Genomic DNA, 18,649 nt, shown 5'->3' on the forward strand with positions numbered 1-18,649 from the left:
TATTAGTTTTTGTAGTTGCTGCCGCTGCGCTCCAGCTGGCGCAACCACGCGGCCCAGATCAGTGGCCGCTCGTGCTGCGCCTTCACCAATTGCTGGCGCACATAGGCGCTGACCGGTGGGGCAATTTCGGTGACTGCGCCAGCCACCCCCAGACCGGCCAACTGCGCGCAGGCCAGCTGGATTTCGCAGGCGCGGTTCAGGTAGAACATCACATAAAACGCATCGGCCACCGAGCTGCCCACGGTCAGCAGGCCGTGGTGGCGCAGGATGAGTGCGGCCTTGTTGCCCAGAGCGGCCTGCAGGCGGCTGCGTTCTTCCAGGTTGGTGGCCACGCCCTCGTAGGGGTGGTAGCCCACGCCCTCAAAAAACTCGGCCGATATCTGGTTGAGCTGCAGCAGGCCCCTCTCACACGCGGCCACCGCCATGCCCGCCAGCGTGTGGGTGTGGATGACGCAGTGCGCATCGTCGCGCGCCATGTGCACGGCGCTGTGGATGGTGAAGCCTGCCGGGTTGAGTTTGGCGTCGCCCGCCACGTTGTGGCCGCGGGCGTCCACCACAATCAGGTCGCTGGCACAGACCTCGTCAAACATCAGGCCAAAGGGGTTGAGCAAAAAGCGCTCCTGGCCCGCGGGCGAGGGCAGGCGCACCGAGAAGTGGGTGTACAGCGTGTCGTCCCAGCCAAAGCGCGCGGCCAGGCGGTAGGCGGCGGCCAGGTCGCAGCGCAGGGCGGTCTCATCCGCCGCGTTCAGGGCGCTGCTCATGCGGCCCGCCCGCCGTGGCTGGGCATGCCCATGAACTTGCGCACGCGCAACAGCGTGTCGTTGGGGTAGGGCTGGTTGCGCAGCACATCGGGGCTGACATCCATTTGCAGTTTGCCGCCTTCCATGAACACCACACGGTCTGAAATATTCAGCGCGAACTCCATCTCGTGGGTGACGATGAGCATGGTCATGCCTTCCTTGGCCAGGCGCTGGATGACGCGCAGCACATCGCCCACCAGCTCCGGGTCCAGGGCCGAGGTGGGCTCGTCAAACAGCATGATGTCGGGCTTCATGGCCAGGGCGCGCGCAATCGCCACGCGCTGCTGCTGGCCGCCAGACAATTGGTGCGGGTATTTGTAGGCATGGGCCAAGAGGCCCACCTTGTCGAGCAGGCCCAGCGCAAAGTCGCGCATGGCGGCATCGCCCAGGCCGTGGTAGGCGGGGGCCATCAGCACGTTGTCCAGCACCGTTAGGTGCGGGAACAGGTTGAAGCTCTGGAACACCATGCCAATGCGGCGCACGCCGTCGCGGGCACGTTCACTGTCGGGGCTTTCACCGGCGGTCAGGTAGCTTTCACCAAACAGGATGATCTCGCCGCTGTCGATGGCTTCGAGCGCGTTGATGGTGCGAATCAGCGAGGTCTTGCCCGAGCCCGAGGGGCCAATCAGGCACAGCACCTCGCCCGTGGCCACGCGCAGCTGCACGATGTCGAGCACCTTCTGGCTGCCATAGCTCTTGCTGATGCCGCGCATCTCCAGGGCCAGCGGCGCACCGGGTACCGCAGGCAGGGGCGGCACCAGTGCCACCGGGCGCAGGGTGGCGCGCAGGTCACCGCAGGCCTTGTCATCCAGGCTGGCGGGTTGGCGGCGCTGCAGGTCCAGGCGGCGCTCCAGCCACTGGAAGGCCGCGCCAAAGGCCGAGACGATCATCACGTAATACACGGCCACGGCCAGCAGGGTTTCCATCACCAGGAAGTTCTGGCTGTACAGGCGCTGCCCGGTCATCAGCAGCTCGGGCAGCGAGATCACCGAAACCAGCGAGGTGAGCTTGATCACGGTGACGTATTCGTTCACCAGCGTGGGCAGGGCAATGCGAAAGGCCTGCGGCACCACGATGCGCGCCTGTATGCCCCAATAGCCCAGGCCCAGGGCGCGCCCGGCTTCGCGCTGGCCCTTGGAGACTGACATCAAACCACCACGGTGGATCTCGGCCATGTAGGCCGTCTCGGTCAGCACCAGCGAGAGCAGGCCCGAGACAAAGGGTATCGACAGGGCAGGCCCTGCCGACGGAAATATTTGCGGGCTGTTGAACACAAACACCAACAGCACCAGCAGCGGCACGCTGCGGAAGAACCACACATACACCTTGGCCGCAGCGCGCAGCGCGGTGATGCCAGAGAGCTGGGCACTGGCCACGCAAAAGCCCAGGACCAGGCCGATCAGCCAGGACAGCGTGCCCAGCTCCACCACCGTGACCACGGCACGCCAGAACATCGCCATGGAAAAGAGCGAGAAAAAATAGGTCCAGTTCAGTTCCATGGTGTTCCTGTGCGTGCGGTGTGCAGGGGTGATTACTTGAGGGCGACGGGGTTCAGGTCGTACTTCTTGATCAGCGCGTCGTATTCGCCCGACTTGTGGATGGCGGCCATGGCGGCTTCAAACTGCTTGACCAATACGGTGTTGCCCTTCTTCACATAGATGCCCAGGATTTGCGGGTACACGGTGGCTGGCGAGCTGACCACAATGCGGCCATTGCTCTTGGCGGCAAAGGCCTTGGCCGCGGCGGCCACTTCAATCTGCGCCTGCACGTTCTTGCTCATCAGGGCCTGCGAGACTTCGGGGGCGGTGGGGAACTCGGACACTGCCACCGGTGGCTTGCCATTGGCCACGCAGTATTCGGTGGACAGGGTTTGCAGCTTCTTCACCCAGCTGGTACCCGCCTGCAGGCCGACCTTGACGCCACACAGGTCGTTCTCGGTCTTGGGCTGCACGCCGTCCTTGCTGGCCATGATGAGCGCGCCCATGCCGGCGTAGGGCACGGCGTCGGCAATGGCCAGGCGCTCGGCGGTGATGTAGAGGCCGGAGATCACGGCGTCATGCTGGCCACCGCCCAGGCCCAGCACCAGGCTGGCGAACTTGGTGTCCACCAGGGTGGGCTTGAGCTTCATCTCGCGCGAGAGCAGGGCGGTCAGCTCGGGGTCAAAGCCCACGATCTTGTCGCCTTCATACGATTCAAAGGGAGGGTAGGACGCTTCCAGTGCAACCTTGATGGCGCCAGGTACTGCGACCTGGGCCTGGGCCTGCAGGGCGGTGCCCAGGAGCAGGGTGGCGAGGGACAGGGCCAGACCCGTTTTGCGGGCGGTGGTGGACAGTGTGAACATGGTGGAGTCTCCAGTGGGTTGAACAGAAAAACGCGGGTGAAAAAAAGAGCAGAAGAATGAAAAAGGTGCAGCGCCTTCAGCCCGGTGTGGCCGCATGCACAGCGGCCTCTTCCTTGGCGAAATTGCCAAAGCTCGAAGGCAGGCGCGCGCCCTGGGGCAGTTGCAGCTCGCCGCGGCGCACCTTCTCGCCCAGGTAGCGGTAGGTCTGCAGCGCCATGCTCCACATGTGGTCGCCAATGCTCAGCTCTTCGTACAGGGGCGCGGCATCGGCCGCAGCAAACTGCGGCAGCGGGCGGATGCGGGTGGCGTAGTCGCAGGCAAAGAACAGGGGGAAGGAATAGCGCTCGGTGGTGACCTTGCGCACCCGGTGCGAGGTGGCCACAAAGGCGCCGGCCGTCATCACCTCCAGCATGTCGCCCACGTTGATGACATAGGCCTCTTCACCGTCAATCGTCAGCGGCGGCGCATCAATCCACTGGCCCAGGCTGTTGAGCACCTCCAGCCCCGCCTGGTCGGCCAGTAGCAGGGTGAAGCATTCGTAGTCGGTGTGCGCGCCAATGCCCAGCACGTCTTCGGCGCTGGGGTCCACGGGGTAGTGGATCAGGCGCAGCTTGCTGGGCGGGCAGGTCACATAGCTGTCAAAGGCGTGCTCTTCCTGGCCCAGTGCCAGGGCAAAGGCCTGCAGCAGTTGCATGCCCAGGGCAAACACGCTGGCGTAATAGGCCTGCACTGCCTGCTGGAAGCCGGGCAGTTCGGGCCACTTGTTGCCACCAATCAGTGGCAGCCCTGCCAACACCTGGGGGTGGTCGTCCGCAGCCTCGAAGCCGATGTCATAGGCCTCCTTGTGGTCGGGGCGGCCCGTGCCATAGATCTCTTCGCCCTCGGGCACAAAGCCCTTGTGGCCACGGCCCAGGCCGATGTAGTGCTTCATCTTCCAGTCCGGGTCCTGGGCGTAGAAGTGGGCGGCGGTGGCGCGCAGGGCGGCAATCTGCGCTGCAGGAATGCCGTGGCCGCTGACATAGAAAAAGCCGATGTTGCGCGCGGCATCGCCTATGGCATCGGCCACGGCCTGGCGGTCTTCCAGGCGGCTGCTGCGCAGCCCGCTGACGTCGATCACAGGCAGGCGGAAGAATTCTCCGCGCGCCCCGGGTGTGCCACTGTGGCTGGTGCTGTTCATGTGTAGTCTTTCTGTCGGTGCAGCCAGCGCTCAAACTGCGCGCGCTGGGTCCGGGCCATGCCCAGGTTGAGTTCCCACAGGTCGGCTACGGGTGCTTTGGTGAAAGGCATCAGGTGGGTGTAGCCGTCGGGGCCGAACTCGGGGGTCAGCGTGGTGTGGCTGTAGCCGCGCGCGGCCTGCGAGGCCCAGATGGACTGCCACACGCGGTAATGAAACGCCACCTCCCTGGCGTACTCGGGTGCGCCCGGGTGCGGCACCTGCGGGCCCTGGTCGTAGCCCACGCGTGCCTGCGTGTGGTGCACACGCGCGATAAAGGGCGACAGGTCGTCCTGGGGGGCATCCAGCAGACGTTCACACACCACCACCCAGTGGCTGATGTCGGCGGTAAAGCGCAGCTGCGGCAGTTGTTCTATCAGGGCCAGTGTCACCCAGGGGCTGAAGAGCGAGCTGGCGCGGTGGGTCTCGAAGCTGCAGACCACACCGGCCGCATCAGCCAGCGCCTGCGCCTGGCCAAAGAAGTCCACCTGCTGGGCCAGGGGCCAGCGGTCGTTGCCGGCCAACAGGTTGATAAAGCGCGGTTGCAGGATGGCCGCACTGTCCAGCGCACCCTGTAGCCGCTGCAGGTGCTGCGCGGGTGTCCAGGCCTGATTGGGCAGCACATCGCCGCCGGTAAACACCACCGATATGAGGGCCAGGCCTTCGTTCTGCAAAGCCTGCGCCTGCTGCTGCACAGCGGCGGCATCGACGGGCATGCGCGTCTCTACGCCCACGCCGCCCATCTCGCGCACCTGTGCAGCGCACTGGCTCCAGTCGCCTTGCCAGCCCCAGAGGGACTTGAACAAATCCAGTTGCATGCCGCTTTGCTTTATGGGTGGTTGATGGCTTGGCATTACGCAAGCTGCATGCCATGCGCGCCACCGGTGTAAAAACAGGTCGCATTTGCAGCAAGCCCCGGTGCAGGCGCCTGCAGGCTGCCCCTGCACCGGACTGCGGCTCGCACCGTGCACCGCGCGCCTTGCACCGGAATCGGGACAAGGCACGCCACTGCGCGCGCGCTGGCACCTGCTGGCTCCATCGTTGGGAATGCCCTGGCACCAATTCCTGGGCGGCGTAATGGTTTACAAACAGGGCATCCAAGGAAAACCCCTATGACAAGCAACCCCTTCCATCCCATCACCGGCTCGGTCATGCCGCGCTTTGCCGGCATCGCCACACTGATGCGCCTGCCCCTGGTGGGCTTTGACGATCCACTCTTCAAAGACGTGGACATTGGCCTGGTAGGCGTGCCCTGGGACGGCGGCACCACCAACCGCCCCGGTGCGCGCCACGGCCCGCGCCAGGTGCGCGACATCTCGACCATGGTGCGCAATGTGAACCGGGCCAGCGGCCTCAAACCTTTTTCGATCTGCAACTGCGCCGACCTGGGCGACACACCGGTGAACCCGGTGGACCTGATGGATTCGCTGGCGCGCATCGAAACCTTTTTTGACAAGCTGCAAGTGGCCGGCATTGCGCCCCTGTCGATTGGCGGCGACCACCTGGTGAGCCTGCCCATATTGCGCACACTGGCCAAAAAATATGGCCCCGTGGGCATGGTGCATTTCGATGCCCACACCGACACCTGGGACGGCTACTTTGGCGGCTTCAAATACACCCACGGCACACCCTTCCGCCGTGCCATTGAAGAGGGCGTGCTGGACCCCAAGCGCACGGTGCAGATCGGCATACGCGGCGCGCTCTACAACGACGCCGAAGACACCTGGGGCCAGGAGCAGGGCATACGCGTGATCGACATCGAAGAGTTCCACCAGATGGGCCTGCCCGCCGTGATTGCCGAAGCCCGCCGCGTGGTGGGCGAGGGCGAGACCTACGTGAGCTTCGACGTGGACGCGCTGGACCCGGTGTACGCACCCGGCACCGGCACGCCAGAGATCGGCGGCCTGACCACCCTTGAAGCACAGCGCCTGGTGCGCGGCCTGCAGGGCTTGAACCTGATTGGCGGGGACGTGGTGGAAGTGTCACCACCCTTTGACCCCAGCGGCAACACGGCGCTGGTGGGCGCGACCATGGCGTTTGAGATTTTGTGTGTGCTGGCGGATAGTGTCAGCCGGCGGCGTGGGGGGTAGGTGGCCTCGGGAGTTGTTGGGACTTCGGACGGGATGACTCTGGAGGGCTGGATGCGGGTGCACACGACGGCCAGCTTTAGGGCCAACCAGTTCGGCCCCGTTCAGCGGCCGGGCGTGGTATTCGGCATCTGCCCAAAGCGGAAATTTTGGAGGCCGACTAGTGCAATGGCTGTTCTTTGGGGAAGCATCCACGGCGCGAAGTTCGCTCCACCGTCCGGGCGGCGTAGGAAACACTGCCGCCTGCTTACCTAGAAGAAGGAGCCACTCTTCTGGGCTAATGCGATTGCATTGGCGGCGGTTCAGCTTGGCTTAGCAAGTAGTCCCGAAAAACAGCAGCCGGTGCCTGTGCGCTCAGTCCCAGTGCAAGCGTTAAGAACACGTTGTCCCTGGCCTCCAGGCTTGCGCCGCGCAACGCGACGAGGCGCTTGCTGTCCAGATAATCGGTCACGAAACTGCTGCGGGCCAGCGCTATGCCATGCCCAAGGGACGCTGCTTCAAGGCATAGCTGGGCTGAATCAAATTCAAGATCGGTGGCCTGCGTCTTGCGTTTGATTTGTGATTCGGCCATCCATTGTTGCCACCCTTGCGCAAACCCGATGGTGTGCAGCAGCCTCTGACTTGACCAATCCATCTCCTTTTTGTTGCGTTGCAGACGCCTTGCCAGGCTTGCTTCGCAAACGGGAAATATGCAATCGTGTGTCAGTTGATGTGCCTCCAGACCTTTGGGAGGCGAAGAAGCCAGACGCAGGTCTACGTCCACGCTGGTGTCGAGCGGCTCACCAGGCCAGACTGACGCAACAAGACGTATAGGGATGTCCGGATGCAACGCCGTAAATCCCGCCACAGCATTGAGCAGCCAGGTTCGCGCGAACCCCAGCAATACGCGCACAACCAATCGATTTCCTTTGCGTTTTCCAAACAACTCCAGCAACGCGGCGTCCATGCGCTCAAAGGACTCGCGGCAAACGGGCAGCAAGCTTTCACCGGCACGTGTCAGGCGCACCCCTCGCGCGTTGCGTTCGAACAGGGCCACGCCCACACGGTGCTCCAACAGCCGAACCTGCTGGCTGATGGCAGCGGGCGTAACGTGCAGTTCCCTTGCGGCGGCGGAAAGATTGAGATGGCGTGCAGAGACCTCAAACGCACGCAGCCAATTCAAAGGGGTATTGGTGTCCTTCATGAAAGTGAGTGTAAAGAAAATCTAATAACGTACTAGCTGAATCCATTGCTTGTCCCTGCCGGTCAGTCGACCTAGCATGCGTCCCATCCACATTGAAAGCGCAAACCATGATGAACACCGCACCCGCCAACCTGCACCAACCCTCTCTCATGGCGGATCTCGCACCAGCGCCCGCAGCGCACGGCGTAAGCCAGGTCGCACATGATGGGCAGGCCCTGCAGTTGCATTGGGATGACGGCCGGGTCAGCCGCTTCGAGGCCCTATGGCTGCGTGATAACTGTGCCTGCCCATCATGCCGCCACCCCCAGGCCATGGAGCGGCTTTATATGTTCATTGACCACGCGCAGCCACGCATCACGCATGTTGCGAAGAGCATGCCGGATGTGCTGGAAGTGCACTTCAGCCAGGGGTCCGAGCACCATGTTTCGCGCTTTGGCACAGCCTGGCTCAGACAGCACTGCTACAGCAGCGCTGCCCACAGCGAGGTGCAGGCCACGCGCACACTCTGGGATGCAGGTTTGAACGACTCTGTACCGACCTTGGACTTTGGCGCCTATATGGAAACGGAGGAGGGACTGCGTGCGTGGATAGCGGCGATACGAAGCCATGGCATTGTTCTGCTGCAAGGCGTGCCCCAGGAGCCCGGTAAGCTGCTGGATGTGGCCCGGCGCGTTGGACCTGTGCGCCATACCAATTTTGGTGACCACTATGACGTCATTTCCATGCCCAATCCCAACGCAGTGGCCTATACGGCGCTGGGGCTGGAACTGCACCATGACTTGGTCAACTGGCGTTTTCCGCCGGACGTGCAGATGCTCAGCTGCCTCAAGAGCAGCGTCACCGGTGGCGAGTCGCTGTTTGCCGATGGTTTCCGCGTTGCCGAGGATTTGCGCGCCCAAAATCCCGAGGCCTTTGCGCTGCTGAGCCAGCAACTGGTGGAGTTCCGCTTCCATGATGCCAACTGCGACGTCCGGTCCAGTGCCCCGATGCTTGCACTGGACCAGAGTGGGCAGCTCACCCGGATGCGCTTTAACAACTGGCTGCGCTCCAGCCTCAAGGTCTCAGAAGAACTGGTGGCACCCATGTACGAGGCCATTGCGGCGCTGTGGGCCCTGCTGCGCGACACGCGCTACCACTTGAATTTGAAGTTGCATCCGGGCGAACTGATTGCCTATGACAACAACCGCATTCTGCATGGACGCAAGAGTTTTGACCCCAACAGCGGCGAGCGCCATCTACAGGGCTGCTACATGAACATGGAAGACTTGGACAGCGCCATGCGCATGTCGGAACGCCGGACTTCTCTTTCCCGCGGATGACAGCTTGTGGCCGGGCCCGGGTTCCCACTTTGACGAAATGATCGCCAGAAAGTAGCCCGTCGATACCCGGTTGCCTGCGTCTGCAATGGAGCAGGCAGATCGCAAATTTGTAAGACCGGAATCGCGGCAGTCCAGACATCGTAGATTACCCCTTGAGTGGCCGCACCCAACCTGTTGAATTGCGCCGTGTTGATACCACGACCGTGAGCCTGGACCCCATCATCCGCGAGCGCGCATCCGAATCAAAGTTGCGCCCAACTTCATTAGGTATTGAGTCTGATTGTGTTACCGCCCAGAGGCTACGCAATGTGCCGCCTGGGTTCAATGCCTTTCTCTTTGCAGACATCCAGAAAGGTCTGCAGGGAGCGCTTGAGTTCCGTGCGCAGCTCCTTGGGGTTCTTGCCATAGAAGTCCGCGCCGCCGTTGAGGCCGAGGATTTCCCCCCGGAACATATCGAGCTCCGGATCAAATTCAATGGTGGCGTGAAAGTCGTCCACTGTCATGGTGTTCATGGTTCAACTCCGTGTTGCCAAAGCCATACGGCGTATCAAGCATGGGCCGCTGCGTAGTCCTTCGCACTGGGCAATTCCATGGGCAGCGTGTTGGGCTCTGGCCGTGTGACTTCCCAGCCCAGACAGGCCAACCATATAGCACGCGGAATGGATTTTGCAGCGGTGCGGTAGTAGCTCACCATGCGTCGACTGATGCCCAGCGCCTCCGCAGCACTGGACAAGGAAAGCTGGTTACGCAGCATCCAGCCGCCGAACATGTCATGGCTGACTTCGCCCGCCTGTTCTTTGGCCCAGGCGTATACATTGTCTGACCCCAGTTCCGTGTCAAACCACTCGATGCTCTGGCCGTCGGTGTGGACAGTTCTGAACACCTCGGGCTTTCGGATTTCCGCAAATGCCTTGCCACGCAATATTTTGCTCAGGTCCACATCCAGCACTTCTCCGGTGCTCCAGACTGTGCGCAGATATGGCAGCTCCAGTGCCGTGACCGACTCCAGTTTGGGATAAAAAAATTCGCTCATGGGAATTTTTTGCAAGGTGGGCATATTTGCCAGTTTAGTGCAGTGGTTGCACTAGTGCAAGGTTGATAGAACTTTCCTGATTCGCTGTGGGAATAGCTTCCGTCACCGACCTTGCCACTTGCGAAAGCGCAAAAGCCGGGCAGTGCATTGCAGTAGCCTGAGCGTTTTCCTCGCCACTGCTGGAGACCGCATTGGACAACAAGCCTTCCTGGAACTGGAGCTTCTGGCTGCTGGCCTTTGCCCTGCTGATGCTGCTGCAAAGTGTGTGGCAAGGCGCCAACCAACTGCAGCAGGTTCCCTACAACGAGTTCGAGCAGGCCCTGGGCAACGGGCGCATTGACAGCGTCACCGTGCTCGACAACGCCCTGGTGGGCCACCTCAAGACGCCCGAGGGCAACAAGACGCAGCTCAGCACCCAGCGTGTGGAGCCCGACCTGGCTGCGCGCCTGGCCCCCTTCAATGTGCAGTACACGCGCGTGCACGAAAGCACCTGGCTGCGCGATATTGCTTCGTGGGTGCTGCCTACGCTGGTGTTCATGGGGCTGTGGTTTCTTCTGATCCGCAACGTTGCTTCCAAACAAGGGCTGGGCGGCCTGCTGCCCATGGGCAAGAGCCACGCCAAGATCTATGCGCAAACCAACACGGGTGTCACCTTCGCCAACGTGGCCGGTGTGGACGAGGCGCGCCATGAGTTGGAGGAGGTGGTGGACTTCCTCAAGCACCCCAAGGAGTACGGGCGCCTGGGCGCGCACATACCCAAGGGCGTGCTGCTGGTGGGGCCGCCGGGCACCGGCAAGACGCTGCTGGCACGGGCCGTGGCGGGAGAGGCCGGTGTGCCTTTCTTTTCCATTTCGGGCAGCGAGTTTGTGGAGATGTTTGTGGGCGTGGGCGCAGCCCGCGTGCGCGACCTGTTCGAGCAGGCCCGTGCCACTGCACCGGCCATCATCTTCATTGACGAGCTCGATGCCTTGGGCCGCGCGCGCGGCGCCTTTGGATCCTTAGGTGGCCATGATGAAAAAGAGCAGACCCTGAACCAGCTGCTCTCCGAGATGGATGGCTTTGATGCCTCGGTGGGCCTGATCATTCTGTCGGCCACCAACCGCCCGGAAATACTCGACCCGGCGTTGTTACGCGCCGGCCGCTTTGACCGCCAGGTGCTGGTGGACCGGCCCGACCGCAAGGGCCGCGCCGACATCCTGGCCGTGCATGTGCGCCACGTCACGCTGGACCCGCAAGTCAGGCTCGACGAGGTGGCCGCACTCACCCCCGGTTTCAGCGGCGCGGACCTGGCCAACCTGGTGAACGAGGCCACACTGGCTGCCACCCGGCGCAAAGCCGACAGCGTGGCACTGATCGACTTCACTGCCGCAGTGGAGCGCGTGGTGGCCGGGCTGGAGCGCAAGAGCCGCGTGCTCAACGCGCAGGAGCGCCAGGCCGTGGCCTACCACGAGATGGGGCACGCCCTGGTGGCGCTGGCGCAGAAGGGTGCCGACCCGGTGCACAAGGTGTCCATCATCCCGCGCGGCATAGGCGCGCTGGGTTACACCATCCAACGCCCCACGGAAGACCGCTACCTGACTACGCAGGCCGAACTGCAGCAGAAGATGGCCGTGCTGCTGGCCGGGCGCGCTGCCGAGAAGTTGGTGTTCCACACCCTCTCCACCGGCGCCGTGGACGACCTGGCCCGGGCCACCAGCATGGCGCGCGACATGGTCATGCGCTACGGCATGGACGAAGCTCTGGGCTACGTGGCCTTCGAGCCGCTGCGCACCCCCATGCTGGACCTGCCCGAAGCCATGCTGCCGCCCAGCCAACCCGTCTCACAGGAAACCCAGCACGCCATAGACCAGGCCATTCGCGCCGTGGTGATGGCCGGCTTCGAGCGCGCCACCGCCATCCTGCAAGCCAACCGCGCCGTGCTGGAGCGCGGCGCCCAGGCGCTGCTGGAAAAGGAGACGCTGGATGAGGCGGCTATACGGGCGCTGGCGGGGGATTTGGTGGTTGCGGGCTAACTTGGGCACGGATGCGATCGGGTGCAGAACTAAACAGGTGGTGCTGAATAAAACTATGTATTTCGGCGGAGAAACTGTTATGTGTCGTGGTGTGCATGGACACAGTGCAATCAAAGCGCCTTCCGCCACTGCACGCCCGGAAATACGATTGCGTTCTACACATTACAGGAGTGGAAATTGCAGATCACATCAAATTCGGTAGCTGTTGATAGCGGCGTATCCAACAAGGCTCGGGTGGAACCCCGGCTTAACTTTTTCAAACATGGTCCAGCAGCCATGTCGGCAATGGTTGCGCTCGAAAAGCAGTGCGGCGCATCCGGATTGGAAAAGCCTCTCATGGAGTTGGTCCGACTTCGAGCCTCACAAATCAATGGTTGCGCTTACTGCATCAATACCCATACTGCGGACGCTCGCAATGCAGGCGAGAGCGAACAAAGATTGGCTGAGGTTGCCGTATGGAACGAATCAAAGAACTTCAGTGTCCGGGAACGCGCTGCGTTGGAGTGGACGGAGTCGCTCACGCAAATTGCGGACTCGCATGTTCCAGACCATGTCTGGGAGCGCGTTGAGCCGCACTTTGCACCGAACGAACTGGTGGACCTTACGCTCCTCGTCAACACCATCAACGCATGGAACCGCTTCGCCATTGCCTTTCGGAAACTGCCGGCCTAACGGTACCAAAAACCCATCACACAGAAAATATCCATCATGAAAAACTCACAAAAAATCATTCTCACGCTTGCAGCCTTCACCTTTTCCTCAATGGCCGCTATGGCGTCCGATCATGAAAGTGGCGCCCAAAATCGTTTCATGGATGCGCAATCAAGCACCTCCCTTATTTCAAGCAAGACCCGTGAAGAGGTTTTGGCTGAATTGGTGGAAGCGCAGCGCACAGGTGACATCGTTGCCAGCAATGGACAAGAGGATTCAGGCAAAAAGCTCAACGAACTGTACCCCGAGCGTTACCCTGCAAAGGCAACCACAGCGGGAAGGACCCGTCAGCAAGTGTTGGATGAATTGGCTGAAGCACAGCGCACCGGTGACATCGTTGCTGGCAATGGACATGAGGATTCAGGGAAGAAGCTCAACGAGCTGTACCCCGAAAGGTATCCTGCAAAAGCAGCCGTAGCCGGCAAGACGCGTCAGCAGGTTCTGGATGAATTGGCGGAAGCACAACGTCTGAGCCAGGCGACTTCAGGGTTCACAGACCAAATCTTTAACTAGTCGTTGGGCTTTCCAGCGAAGACCGTTGGAAAGCCACTGAGGGCAAGGCCTAGATGCGCAAGCATTTGCCTTGCCCTTCATTCGCAACCATTGGCCTGTGCCGTGCATATTTCCAATAGACATCCGCGAAGCCAACGGTGCGCCATGTCCGCATCCATGCGTGGATGCCACAACATCGACACGGCAAGTTCTGGCGAAGCAACTGGCAGCTTGAAACTGAACATGCCGCTGCGCAAATTGCCCGTGTGCCTTTCCGGTACGGTTGCAATCAGGTCGGTCGAGCGCGCAAAGGCCAGTGCGCCTGAAAATCCCCCCGCAAAGGTGACGATCTCACGCTCCAGCCCCAGCGGCTTCAATGCTTCATCCAGTGGGCCTCTGTCCATGCTGCGCCGGGACACCAGCACATGCTGGCCAGACGCATAGCGCGAGGCTGTGATCTCGCCTTGGCTCAGTGCATGCTCCTTTCGTACCACGCCCACGAAACGGTCCCTGAACAATATCCGCGCTCGGACCTCCGGGCCCGTCTGCTCACCCACAACACCGGTTTCCAGATCCACCATTCCGTCGCGCAGGAGCCCGCTGTCCTTGTCGAGCTTCTGAACAAAGCGCAGCCTGACCAGGGGTGCCTCTTGCCTCACCCGGGCAATCAGCGCGGGTCCAAAATTTTCCGCAAATCCATCGCTGACCCGCAATGTGAACGTGCGCGCGAGTTGCCCCAGGTCGAGCTTCTCTGCAGGCCGCAAGACAGCCTGTGCGTCCTGCACAAGCTGACCCACCTGCTCACGCAGCCTGATGGCGCGGGGCGTGGGAACCAGACCTCGCCCGGCCCGGACCAGCAGGGGGTCGCCCGTGGTATCGCGCAGGCGGGCCAGAGACCGGCTCATGGCCGATGGGCTCAGATGCAGGCGTTCGGCGGCGCGCGCCACGTTGCCTTCCGCCAGCAGCACATCCAGGGTCAGGAGCAGGTTCAGATCAGGTTTTGACATGCGGGAACGATAGCAACATCTTTGCCTCGTGGCGCAGCGTCAGACGCACATACACAGTGCAGGCCAAGCGCATTGCGCCTTCGCATGCCGAGCGTCCGGCAGCAGGAAAGCAGGCTGTTGGCCTACGTCACGGCCTTACTCTTTGACAAGGTCCTCCGGGCTTGCCGAATCGCCGTGATGCGCCGCACAGATGCCATGCAGGCAGCCCCGTATCCAACGGTGGGCGGCATCCCCTTCCATGCGGGGGTGCCAGAGCATGGAAATCGTAAGCTCCTGCGCAGCCACCGGCAGCGGGAAGCTGAACATGCCAGCGCGCAAATTGCGGGTGTGTCGCCCCGGAACGCTGGCGATCATGTCGGATGCCCTGGCCAGGCTCAGCGCGGTCGAAAAGCCAGCGACCACCGTGGCGATATTTCTCACCATCCCCAATTCGCCCAGGGCGTCATCAATAGGGCCTTTGTCCAGCCCCTCCCGCGAGACGGAAATATGCTGCCCCTGCGCGTAGCGCGTGGGCGTGATGGCGCCCTGGCTGAGCGGGTGCCCGGCTCTCACGACACCGACCATGCGGTCTCTGAACAGGGCCTGCACACGCAGCTCGGGCGCGGTGGTTTTTTCAATAATCCCGGTCTCCAGATCAACCAGCCCTTCGCGCAGGGGCGCGCTGTCCTTGTTCGGCTTTTGCACAAAGAACAGCCGCACACCTGGCGCCTTCTCGGCCACGCGCGCGATCAGCTCGGGCCCGAAATTCTCCACAAACCCTTCGCTGGAACGCAGGGTAAACGTGCGGACCAATTCCTGGAAGTTGAGCTGCTCCTCAGGACGCAAGACCGCTGTGGCCTCCTGCACGAGGCGGCTGACCTGGTCACGCAGTTTAAGGGCGCGGGGCGTGGCCACCAGCCCGCGCCCGGCGCGCACCAGCAAGGGGTCACCCGTGGCCTCACGCAAGCGCGTCAGTGAGCGGCTCATCGCCGAGGGGCTCAAATGCAGCCTCTTGGCCGCGCGCGACACATTGCCCTCTGCCAGCAGCACATCCAGGGTAATGAGCAAATTCAGATCAGGGAGCGACATGTTTGCACCATAGCACTGTTGCGCTGATGCGGCGTCGGGCGCAGTACCTAAGTGCAAACAGAGCGCCTTCCGCCTTGCCATGCGGATGCCTACGATCGTGTCATACACATCTCAGGAGCAGAACCATGCAATCCGCATCGCAAGCACACACAGCAGCAAGCCGCACCATGGAGCGCGAGGACTGGAACCAGCGCTACGCAGCAGAGGAACTCATCTGGACGGCCAAGGCCAACCGCTTCCTGATGGAAGAGACCGCCGATCTCGCGCCCGGCAGCGCCCTGGACATGGCCACAGGCGAAGGGCGCAACGCCGTTTGGCTGGCGGAGCAGGGCTGGCTTGTGCGTGCTGTTGACTTCTCGGACGTGGCCCTTGCGAAGGCGCGGCGCCTGGCCCTGGTGCGCAATGTGCACGAGGCCATCGACTTCCGCGAAGCCGACCTGCGCACCTACGCGTTGGAGGCTCACCGCTTTGACCTGGTCGCCCTGATCTACCTGCAAATTCCCCAGGTCGAGCTGTTGCCGATTCTGGTGCGCGCCGCGCGCGCCGTAGCACCGGGCGGCACCTTCCTGCTGGTCGGTCACGATTCCGACAACCTGGCGCACGGCTATGGCGGTCCGCAGCGCGCCGAGATGCTGTACACGGCCGAGCAGGTGGTCGCCGCTCTGGGTGATGAGCTCGTGATTGAAAAGGCCAGCCGCGTCGAGCGGCCCGTAGAAACACCCGACGGCATCCGGGTTGCGCTGGATTGCCTGGTGCGCGCCAAGCGCCTGTAAGAAACCCCAAGGAGAAATATTTTGAAAATACATCGCAATAGCAGCGAAGGCGCTGCACCCGGCCATTCGCAGATAGCGCCTTCCTTTCGATGGGCCCTGATCAGCCTGTCCATGTCCATGTTGTTGTCTTCGCTGGGCACCAGCATCGCCAATGTGGCCCTGCCCACCCTGGCCTTGGCCTTCAAGGTCAGTTTCCAGGACGTGCAGTGGGTGGTCCTGGCTTATCTGCTGGCCATCACCACACTCATCGTCAGCGTCGGCAAACTCGGTGACACCTTTGGCCGCAGGCGTTTGCTGCTTGCCGGCATCGCGCTGTTCACCGTGGCCTCCGTTCTGTGTGGCGCGGCCCCCTCGCTTGGCCTGCTGATTGCAGCCCGTGCGCTGCAAGGGCTGGGCGCGGCCATCATGATGGCACTCACCATGGCGATGGTGGGCGAGGCCGTACCCAAGGACAAGACCGGCAGCGCCATGGGCCTGCTGGGCACCATGTCGGCCATTGGCACGGCCCTTGGGCCCACGCTGGGTGGATTGCTGATAGCGGCCTTCCATTGGCAAGCTATCTTTCTGGTCAATGTGCCGCTGGGGCTGGGGACCTTTGTTCTTGCCTACCGCCATCTCCCACAAGACCGTCAGTCTGCCCAAGGTGACAAGCCGCGTTTTGACAGCCTGGGCACTCTGCTGCTCGCGCTGACACTGGCGGCCTATGCGTTGGCGATGACGCTGGGACGGGGCCACTTCGGTCAGCTCAACATCGCGCTGTTGCTCGCAGCGCTGCTGGGTGGCGGACTGTTTCTCTTTGCAGAGACACGGGCCGCATCGCCTTTGATCCGTTTGGCCATGTTCCAAAGCCGCGTGCTGAGTGCCGGCTTTGTGATGAGTGCGCTGGTCACCACGGTGGTGATGGCCACGCTGGTGGTGGGCCCGTTTTATCTCTCGGGTGCACTTGGCCTGGATGCCGCCCGTGTCGGGCTGGTGATGTCTTGCGGCCCCATCGTGGCGGCCTTTACCGGCGCGCCAGCCGGCCGCCTGGTGGACCGCTTTGGTGCCTACCGCATGGGAACCGTCGGCCTGCTCGCCATGGCGCTGGGTGCCATTGTGCTGCCCCTGTTGCCCATCAGCCTGGGCATTCCGGGCTATGTGGTTCCGCTGTCCGTCATCACTGCGGGCTATGCGCTGTTCCAGGCCGCCAACAACACGGCCGTCATGACCGATATCCGCGCCGACCAGCGCGGTGTCATCTCTGGCCTGCTGAGCCTGTCGCGCAATCTGGGACTCATCACCGGTGCATCCGCCATGGGGGCAGTGTTCGCTTTCGGTTCCGCTGTCAGTGATGTAACGACCGCCCATGCAGACGCCGTGGCCACCGGCATGCGGTTGACCTTCGCAGTTGCCACCGCCTTGATTCTTGTCGCCCTCGCTGTCTCGTTTGCCAGCCGTGCGCGCACCCAACCTCTCCAGCCCTCCAAAGAGAACCCATGAAAAATATTCCCCCTTACTCCCCCGTGCTGATTCTGGCGGTACTTGCCTCTGCAGCACTGGTTTCCGGCTGCAGCAAGACTGCCGCAAGCCCCGCAGCAGTACCACCCATGCCGACCGTGACGGTGGCGCATCCCGAGAAGTCCGTGGTGCAAGACGCCATGGACTACACCGGGCGCATTGAGCCCGCCCATTCCGTGGAAGTGCGTTCGCGTGTCTCTGGTTACCTGGAGGCCATCAAGTTTCGCGATGGCCAGCAGGTCAAGGCCGGTGATCCACTCTTCACTATTGACCCGCGCCCGTTCCTTGCCACCCGCGACCGCGCCCAGGCCGCACTGGCCCAGGCCATGGCGCGCCAGAAGCTCGCAAGCGCGCAGTTCGCCCGTCTTTCCCGCATCCATGAGGCCGGTGCCTCCAGCACCGAAGAACTCGACCGTGCGCGTAGCGAATTCGAGAGCGCCCAGGCCACGGTACTGGCCAGCGAGGCAGACCTGCGCAGTGCAGAAGTTGAGTTGTCCTTCACCACGGTTCGCGCTGCACTGTCCGGCAAGGTTTCAGACCACCGCCTGGATGTGGGCAACTACATTACGGGCGGCACTGCACAAGGCGGTGTGCTGACCACCATCGTGGCGCAAAGCCCGGTTCGCGCGGTCGTAGAAGTGTCGGAGGCGGATTTTCAGCGCCTGCGGCAACAGAAGAAGTTTCCCGAGCGGGTTCAGTTGCGTGTGGATGGCATGGCGGGCACGCAGTCAGCCCCCCTTGATTTTGTGGACAACGAAATCAGCCCACGCTCAGGCACGGTGCGCCTGCACGCCACCATGGGTAACACCGATCAGACCGTAGTGCCCGGAAATTTCGCGCATGTGCGTATTCCCGTGGGTGCGCCGCAAGAGCGGCTGCTGGTCCCCGATGCCGTCGTGCAAAGCGACCAGACCAAGAAGATGGTGCTGGTGGTGGACTCCAGCGGCAAAGTGATGGCCAAGCGTGTGGAGGTGGGCAGTCTGGTTGACAACAAGCGCGTGGTGCTGGCGGGATTGCTTGCAGAAGACCGCGTCATCGTGTCCGGCGCACAGCGTGTACGTCCCGGAGACAGTGTGCAAGTGGCCAAACCCGCCAACGGCGGATAAGGAAGAG

The 18,649-nt window shown here is 62.4% G+C and carries 18 protein-coding genes; 8 read left to right on the forward strand and 10 right to left on the reverse strand.

Going from position 1 to position 18,649, the window contains the following annotated elements; translation table 11 throughout:
• Positions 1-2: 2 nt before the first annotated feature.
• From DIC66_RS11470 to DIC66_RS11490, 5 genes are all read right to left on the reverse strand, one after another.
• Positions 3-761 carry a class II aldolase/adducin family protein gene (locus DIC66_RS11470; RefSeq protein ID WP_117177278.1) on the reverse strand — a complete coding sequence of 253 codons (759 nt, stop codon included), beginning with the start codon at positions 759-761 and terminating at the stop codon, positions 3-5.
• Entirely contained in the window at positions 758-2,299 is a 1,542-nt protein-coding gene (locus tag DIC66_RS11475) for an amino acid ABC transporter permease/ATP-binding protein (protein WP_117177280.1), read from the reverse strand. The genes DIC66_RS11470 and DIC66_RS11475 overlap by 4 nt, the downstream gene beginning before the upstream one ends.
• Before the next feature lie 32 nt (positions 2,300-2,331).
• Positions 2,332-3,141 carry a transporter substrate-binding domain-containing protein gene (locus DIC66_RS11480; RefSeq protein WP_117177282.1) on the reverse strand — a complete coding sequence of 270 codons (810 nt, stop codon included), beginning with the start codon at positions 3,139-3,141 and terminating at the stop codon, positions 2,332-2,334.
• Between the two features lie 76 nt (positions 3,142-3,217).
• On the reverse strand, positions 3,218-4,318 hold the full coding sequence (locus DIC66_RS11485; RefSeq protein ID WP_117177284.1) for an isopenicillin N synthase family dioxygenase: 1,101 nt from the start codon (positions 4,316-4,318) through the stop codon (positions 3,218-3,220).
• Positions 4,315-5,172, reverse strand: coding sequence for a sugar phosphate isomerase/epimerase family protein (locus DIC66_RS11490; RefSeq protein ID WP_117177286.1), 858 nt, complete (start codon positions 5,170-5,172; stop codon positions 4,315-4,317). Before DIC66_RS11490 ends, DIC66_RS11485 begins: the two co-directional genes overlap by 4 nt.
• 294 nt (positions 5,173-5,466) lie before the next feature.
• Here DIC66_RS11490 and speB point away from each other — a divergent pair, with 294 nt between their 5' ends.
• On the forward strand, positions 5,467-6,444 hold the full coding sequence (speB, locus tag DIC66_RS11495; RefSeq protein WP_117177288.1) for an agmatinase: 978 nt from the start codon (positions 5,467-5,469) through the stop codon (positions 6,442-6,444).
• 274 nt (positions 6,445-6,718) lie between these two features.
• Here speB and DIC66_RS11500 read toward each other — a convergent pair whose 3' ends face one another.
• Entirely contained in the window at positions 6,719-7,624 is a 906-nt protein-coding gene (locus tag DIC66_RS11500; protein ID WP_117177290.1) for a LysR family transcriptional regulator, read from the reverse strand.
• 107 nt (positions 7,625-7,731) lie between these two features.
• Between DIC66_RS11500 and DIC66_RS11505 the strand changes: the two genes are divergently transcribed.
• The gene (locus tag DIC66_RS11505) at positions 7,732-8,943 is read left to right on the forward strand and encodes a TauD/TfdA family dioxygenase (RefSeq protein ID WP_117177292.1); all 1,212 of its coding nucleotides are present in this window, start codon (positions 7,732-7,734) and stop codon (positions 8,941-8,943) included.
• A gap of 299 nt (positions 8,944-9,242) precedes the next feature.
• On the opposite strand, the gene DIC66_RS11510 is transcribed toward DIC66_RS11505, so the two are convergent.
• Positions 9,243-9,455: a type II toxin-antitoxin system HicB family antitoxin gene (locus DIC66_RS11510; RefSeq protein WP_117177294.1), complete on the reverse strand. Its 213-nt coding sequence runs from the start codon at positions 9,453-9,455 to the stop codon at positions 9,243-9,245.
• Positions 9,456-9,490: 35 nt separating this feature from the next.
• A complete protein-coding gene (locus DIC66_RS11515) occupies positions 9,491-9,976 on the reverse strand; it encodes a DUF2442 domain-containing protein (RefSeq protein ID WP_117177580.1) in 486 nt (161 codons plus the stop codon).
• Between the two features lie 191 nt (positions 9,977-10,167).
• On the opposite strand from DIC66_RS11515, the gene ftsH reads away from it, so the two are divergent.
• The 3 genes from ftsH (at position 10,168) to DIC66_RS11530 (ending at position 13,212) form a co-directional block, all read left to right on the forward strand.
• Positions 10,168-11,988 (forward strand): ATP-dependent zinc metalloprotease FtsH, encoded by a 1,821-nt coding sequence (gene ftsH / locus DIC66_RS11520; RefSeq protein ID WP_117177295.1) that lies wholly within the window; start codon positions 10,168-10,170, stop codon positions 11,986-11,988.
• Positions 11,989-12,222: 234 nt separating this feature from the next.
• Positions 12,223-12,660: a carboxymuconolactone decarboxylase family protein gene (locus DIC66_RS11525; RefSeq protein ID WP_117177297.1), complete on the forward strand. Its 438-nt coding sequence runs from the start codon at positions 12,223-12,225 to the stop codon at positions 12,658-12,660.
• 36 nt (positions 12,661-12,696) lie between these two features.
• Entirely contained in the window at positions 12,697-13,212 is a 516-nt protein-coding gene (locus DIC66_RS11530; protein WP_117177299.1) for a DUF4148 domain-containing protein, read from the forward strand.
• Between the two features lie 77 nt (positions 13,213-13,289).
• On the opposite strand, the gene DIC66_RS11535 is transcribed toward DIC66_RS11530, so the two are convergent.
• Both DIC66_RS11535 and DIC66_RS11540 read right to left on the reverse strand, forming a co-directional pair.
• A complete protein-coding gene (locus tag DIC66_RS11535) occupies positions 13,290-14,198 on the reverse strand; it encodes a LysR family transcriptional regulator (protein WP_117177301.1) in 909 nt (302 codons plus the stop codon).
• A 135-nt stretch (positions 14,199-14,333) separates the two neighbouring features.
• Positions 14,334-15,266, reverse strand: a complete 933-nt coding sequence (locus DIC66_RS11540) for a LysR family transcriptional regulator (RefSeq protein WP_117177303.1) — start codon at positions 15,264-15,266, stop codon at positions 14,334-14,336.
• Positions 15,267-15,391: 125 nt separating this feature from the next.
• Here DIC66_RS11540 and DIC66_RS11545 point away from each other — a divergent pair, with 125 nt between their 5' ends.
• The 3 genes from DIC66_RS11545 to DIC66_RS11555 are packed head-to-tail and all read left to right on the forward strand — an operon-like array spanning position 15,392 to position 18,642.
• A complete protein-coding gene (locus DIC66_RS11545) occupies positions 15,392-16,039 on the forward strand; it encodes a class I SAM-dependent methyltransferase (RefSeq protein WP_199534721.1) in 648 nt (215 codons plus the stop codon).
• 21 nt (positions 16,040-16,060) lie between these two features.
• The gene (locus DIC66_RS11550; RefSeq protein WP_420820491.1) at positions 16,061-17,518 is read left to right on the forward strand and encodes an MFS transporter; all 1,458 of its coding nucleotides are present in this window, start codon (positions 16,061-16,063) and stop codon (positions 17,516-17,518) included.
• Positions 17,515-18,642, forward strand: a complete 1,128-nt coding sequence (locus DIC66_RS11555; RefSeq protein WP_117177307.1) for an efflux RND transporter periplasmic adaptor subunit — start codon at positions 17,515-17,517, stop codon at positions 18,640-18,642. The genes DIC66_RS11550 and DIC66_RS11555 overlap by 4 nt, the downstream gene beginning before the upstream one ends.
• The last annotated feature ends 7 nt before the right edge of the window (positions 18,643-18,649 follow it).

It is taken from the genome of Rhodoferax lacus, assembly GCF_003415675.1.
Lineage (GTDB): Bacteria > Pseudomonadota > Gammaproteobacteria > Burkholderiales > Burkholderiaceae_C > Allorhodoferax > Allorhodoferax lacus.

Excerpts from the sequence above, each read along its gene's own strand:
- DIC66_RS11470 (WP_117177278.1), bottom strand. The coding sequence starts at position 761 with ATGAGCAGCGCCCTGAACGCGGCGGATGAGACCGCCCTGCGCTGCGAC.
- DIC66_RS11475 (WP_117177280.1), bottom strand. The coding sequence starts at position 2,299 with ATGGAACTGAACTGGACCTATTTTTTCTCGCTCTTTTCCATGGCGATG.
- DIC66_RS11480 (WP_117177282.1), bottom strand. The coding sequence starts at position 3,141 with ATGTTCACACTGTCCACCACCGCCCGCAAAACGGGTCTGGCCCTGTCC.
- DIC66_RS11485 (WP_117177284.1), bottom strand. The coding sequence starts at position 4,318 with ATGAACAGCACCAGCCACAGTGGCACACCCGGGGCGCGCGGAGAATTC.
- DIC66_RS11490 (WP_117177286.1), bottom strand. The coding sequence starts at position 5,172 with ATGCAACTGGATTTGTTCAAGTCCCTCTGGGGCTGGCAAGGCGACTGG.
- speB (WP_117177288.1), top strand. The coding sequence starts at position 5,467 with ATGACAAGCAACCCCTTCCATCCCATCACCGGCTCGGTCATGCCGCGC.
- DIC66_RS11500 (WP_117177290.1), bottom strand. The coding sequence starts at position 7,624 with ATGAAGGACACCAATACCCCTTTGAATTGGCTGCGTGCGTTTGAGGTC.
- DIC66_RS11505 (WP_117177292.1), top strand. The coding sequence starts at position 7,732 with ATGATGAACACCGCACCCGCCAACCTGCACCAACCCTCTCTCATGGCG.
- DIC66_RS11510 (WP_117177294.1), bottom strand. The coding sequence starts at position 9,455 with ATGAACACCATGACAGTGGACGACTTTCACGCCACCATTGAATTTGAT.
- DIC66_RS11515 (WP_117177580.1), bottom strand. The coding sequence starts at position 9,976 with ATGAGCGAATTTTTTTATCCCAAACTGGAGTCGGTCACGGCACTGGAG.
- DIC66_RS11530 (WP_117177299.1), top strand. The coding sequence starts at position 12,697 with ATGAAAAACTCACAAAAAATCATTCTCACGCTTGCAGCCTTCACCTTT.
- DIC66_RS11535 (WP_117177301.1), bottom strand. The coding sequence starts at position 14,198 with ATGTCAAAACCTGATCTGAACCTGCTCCTGACCCTGGATGTGCTGCTG.
- DIC66_RS11540 (WP_117177303.1), bottom strand. The coding sequence starts at position 15,266 with ATGTCGCTCCCTGATCTGAATTTGCTCATTACCCTGGATGTGCTGCTG.
- DIC66_RS11545 (WP_199534721.1), top strand. The coding sequence starts at position 15,392 with ATGCAATCCGCATCGCAAGCACACACAGCAGCAAGCCGCACCATGGAG.
- DIC66_RS11555 (WP_117177307.1), top strand. The coding sequence starts at position 17,515 with ATGAAAAATATTCCCCCTTACTCCCCCGTGCTGATTCTGGCGGTACTT.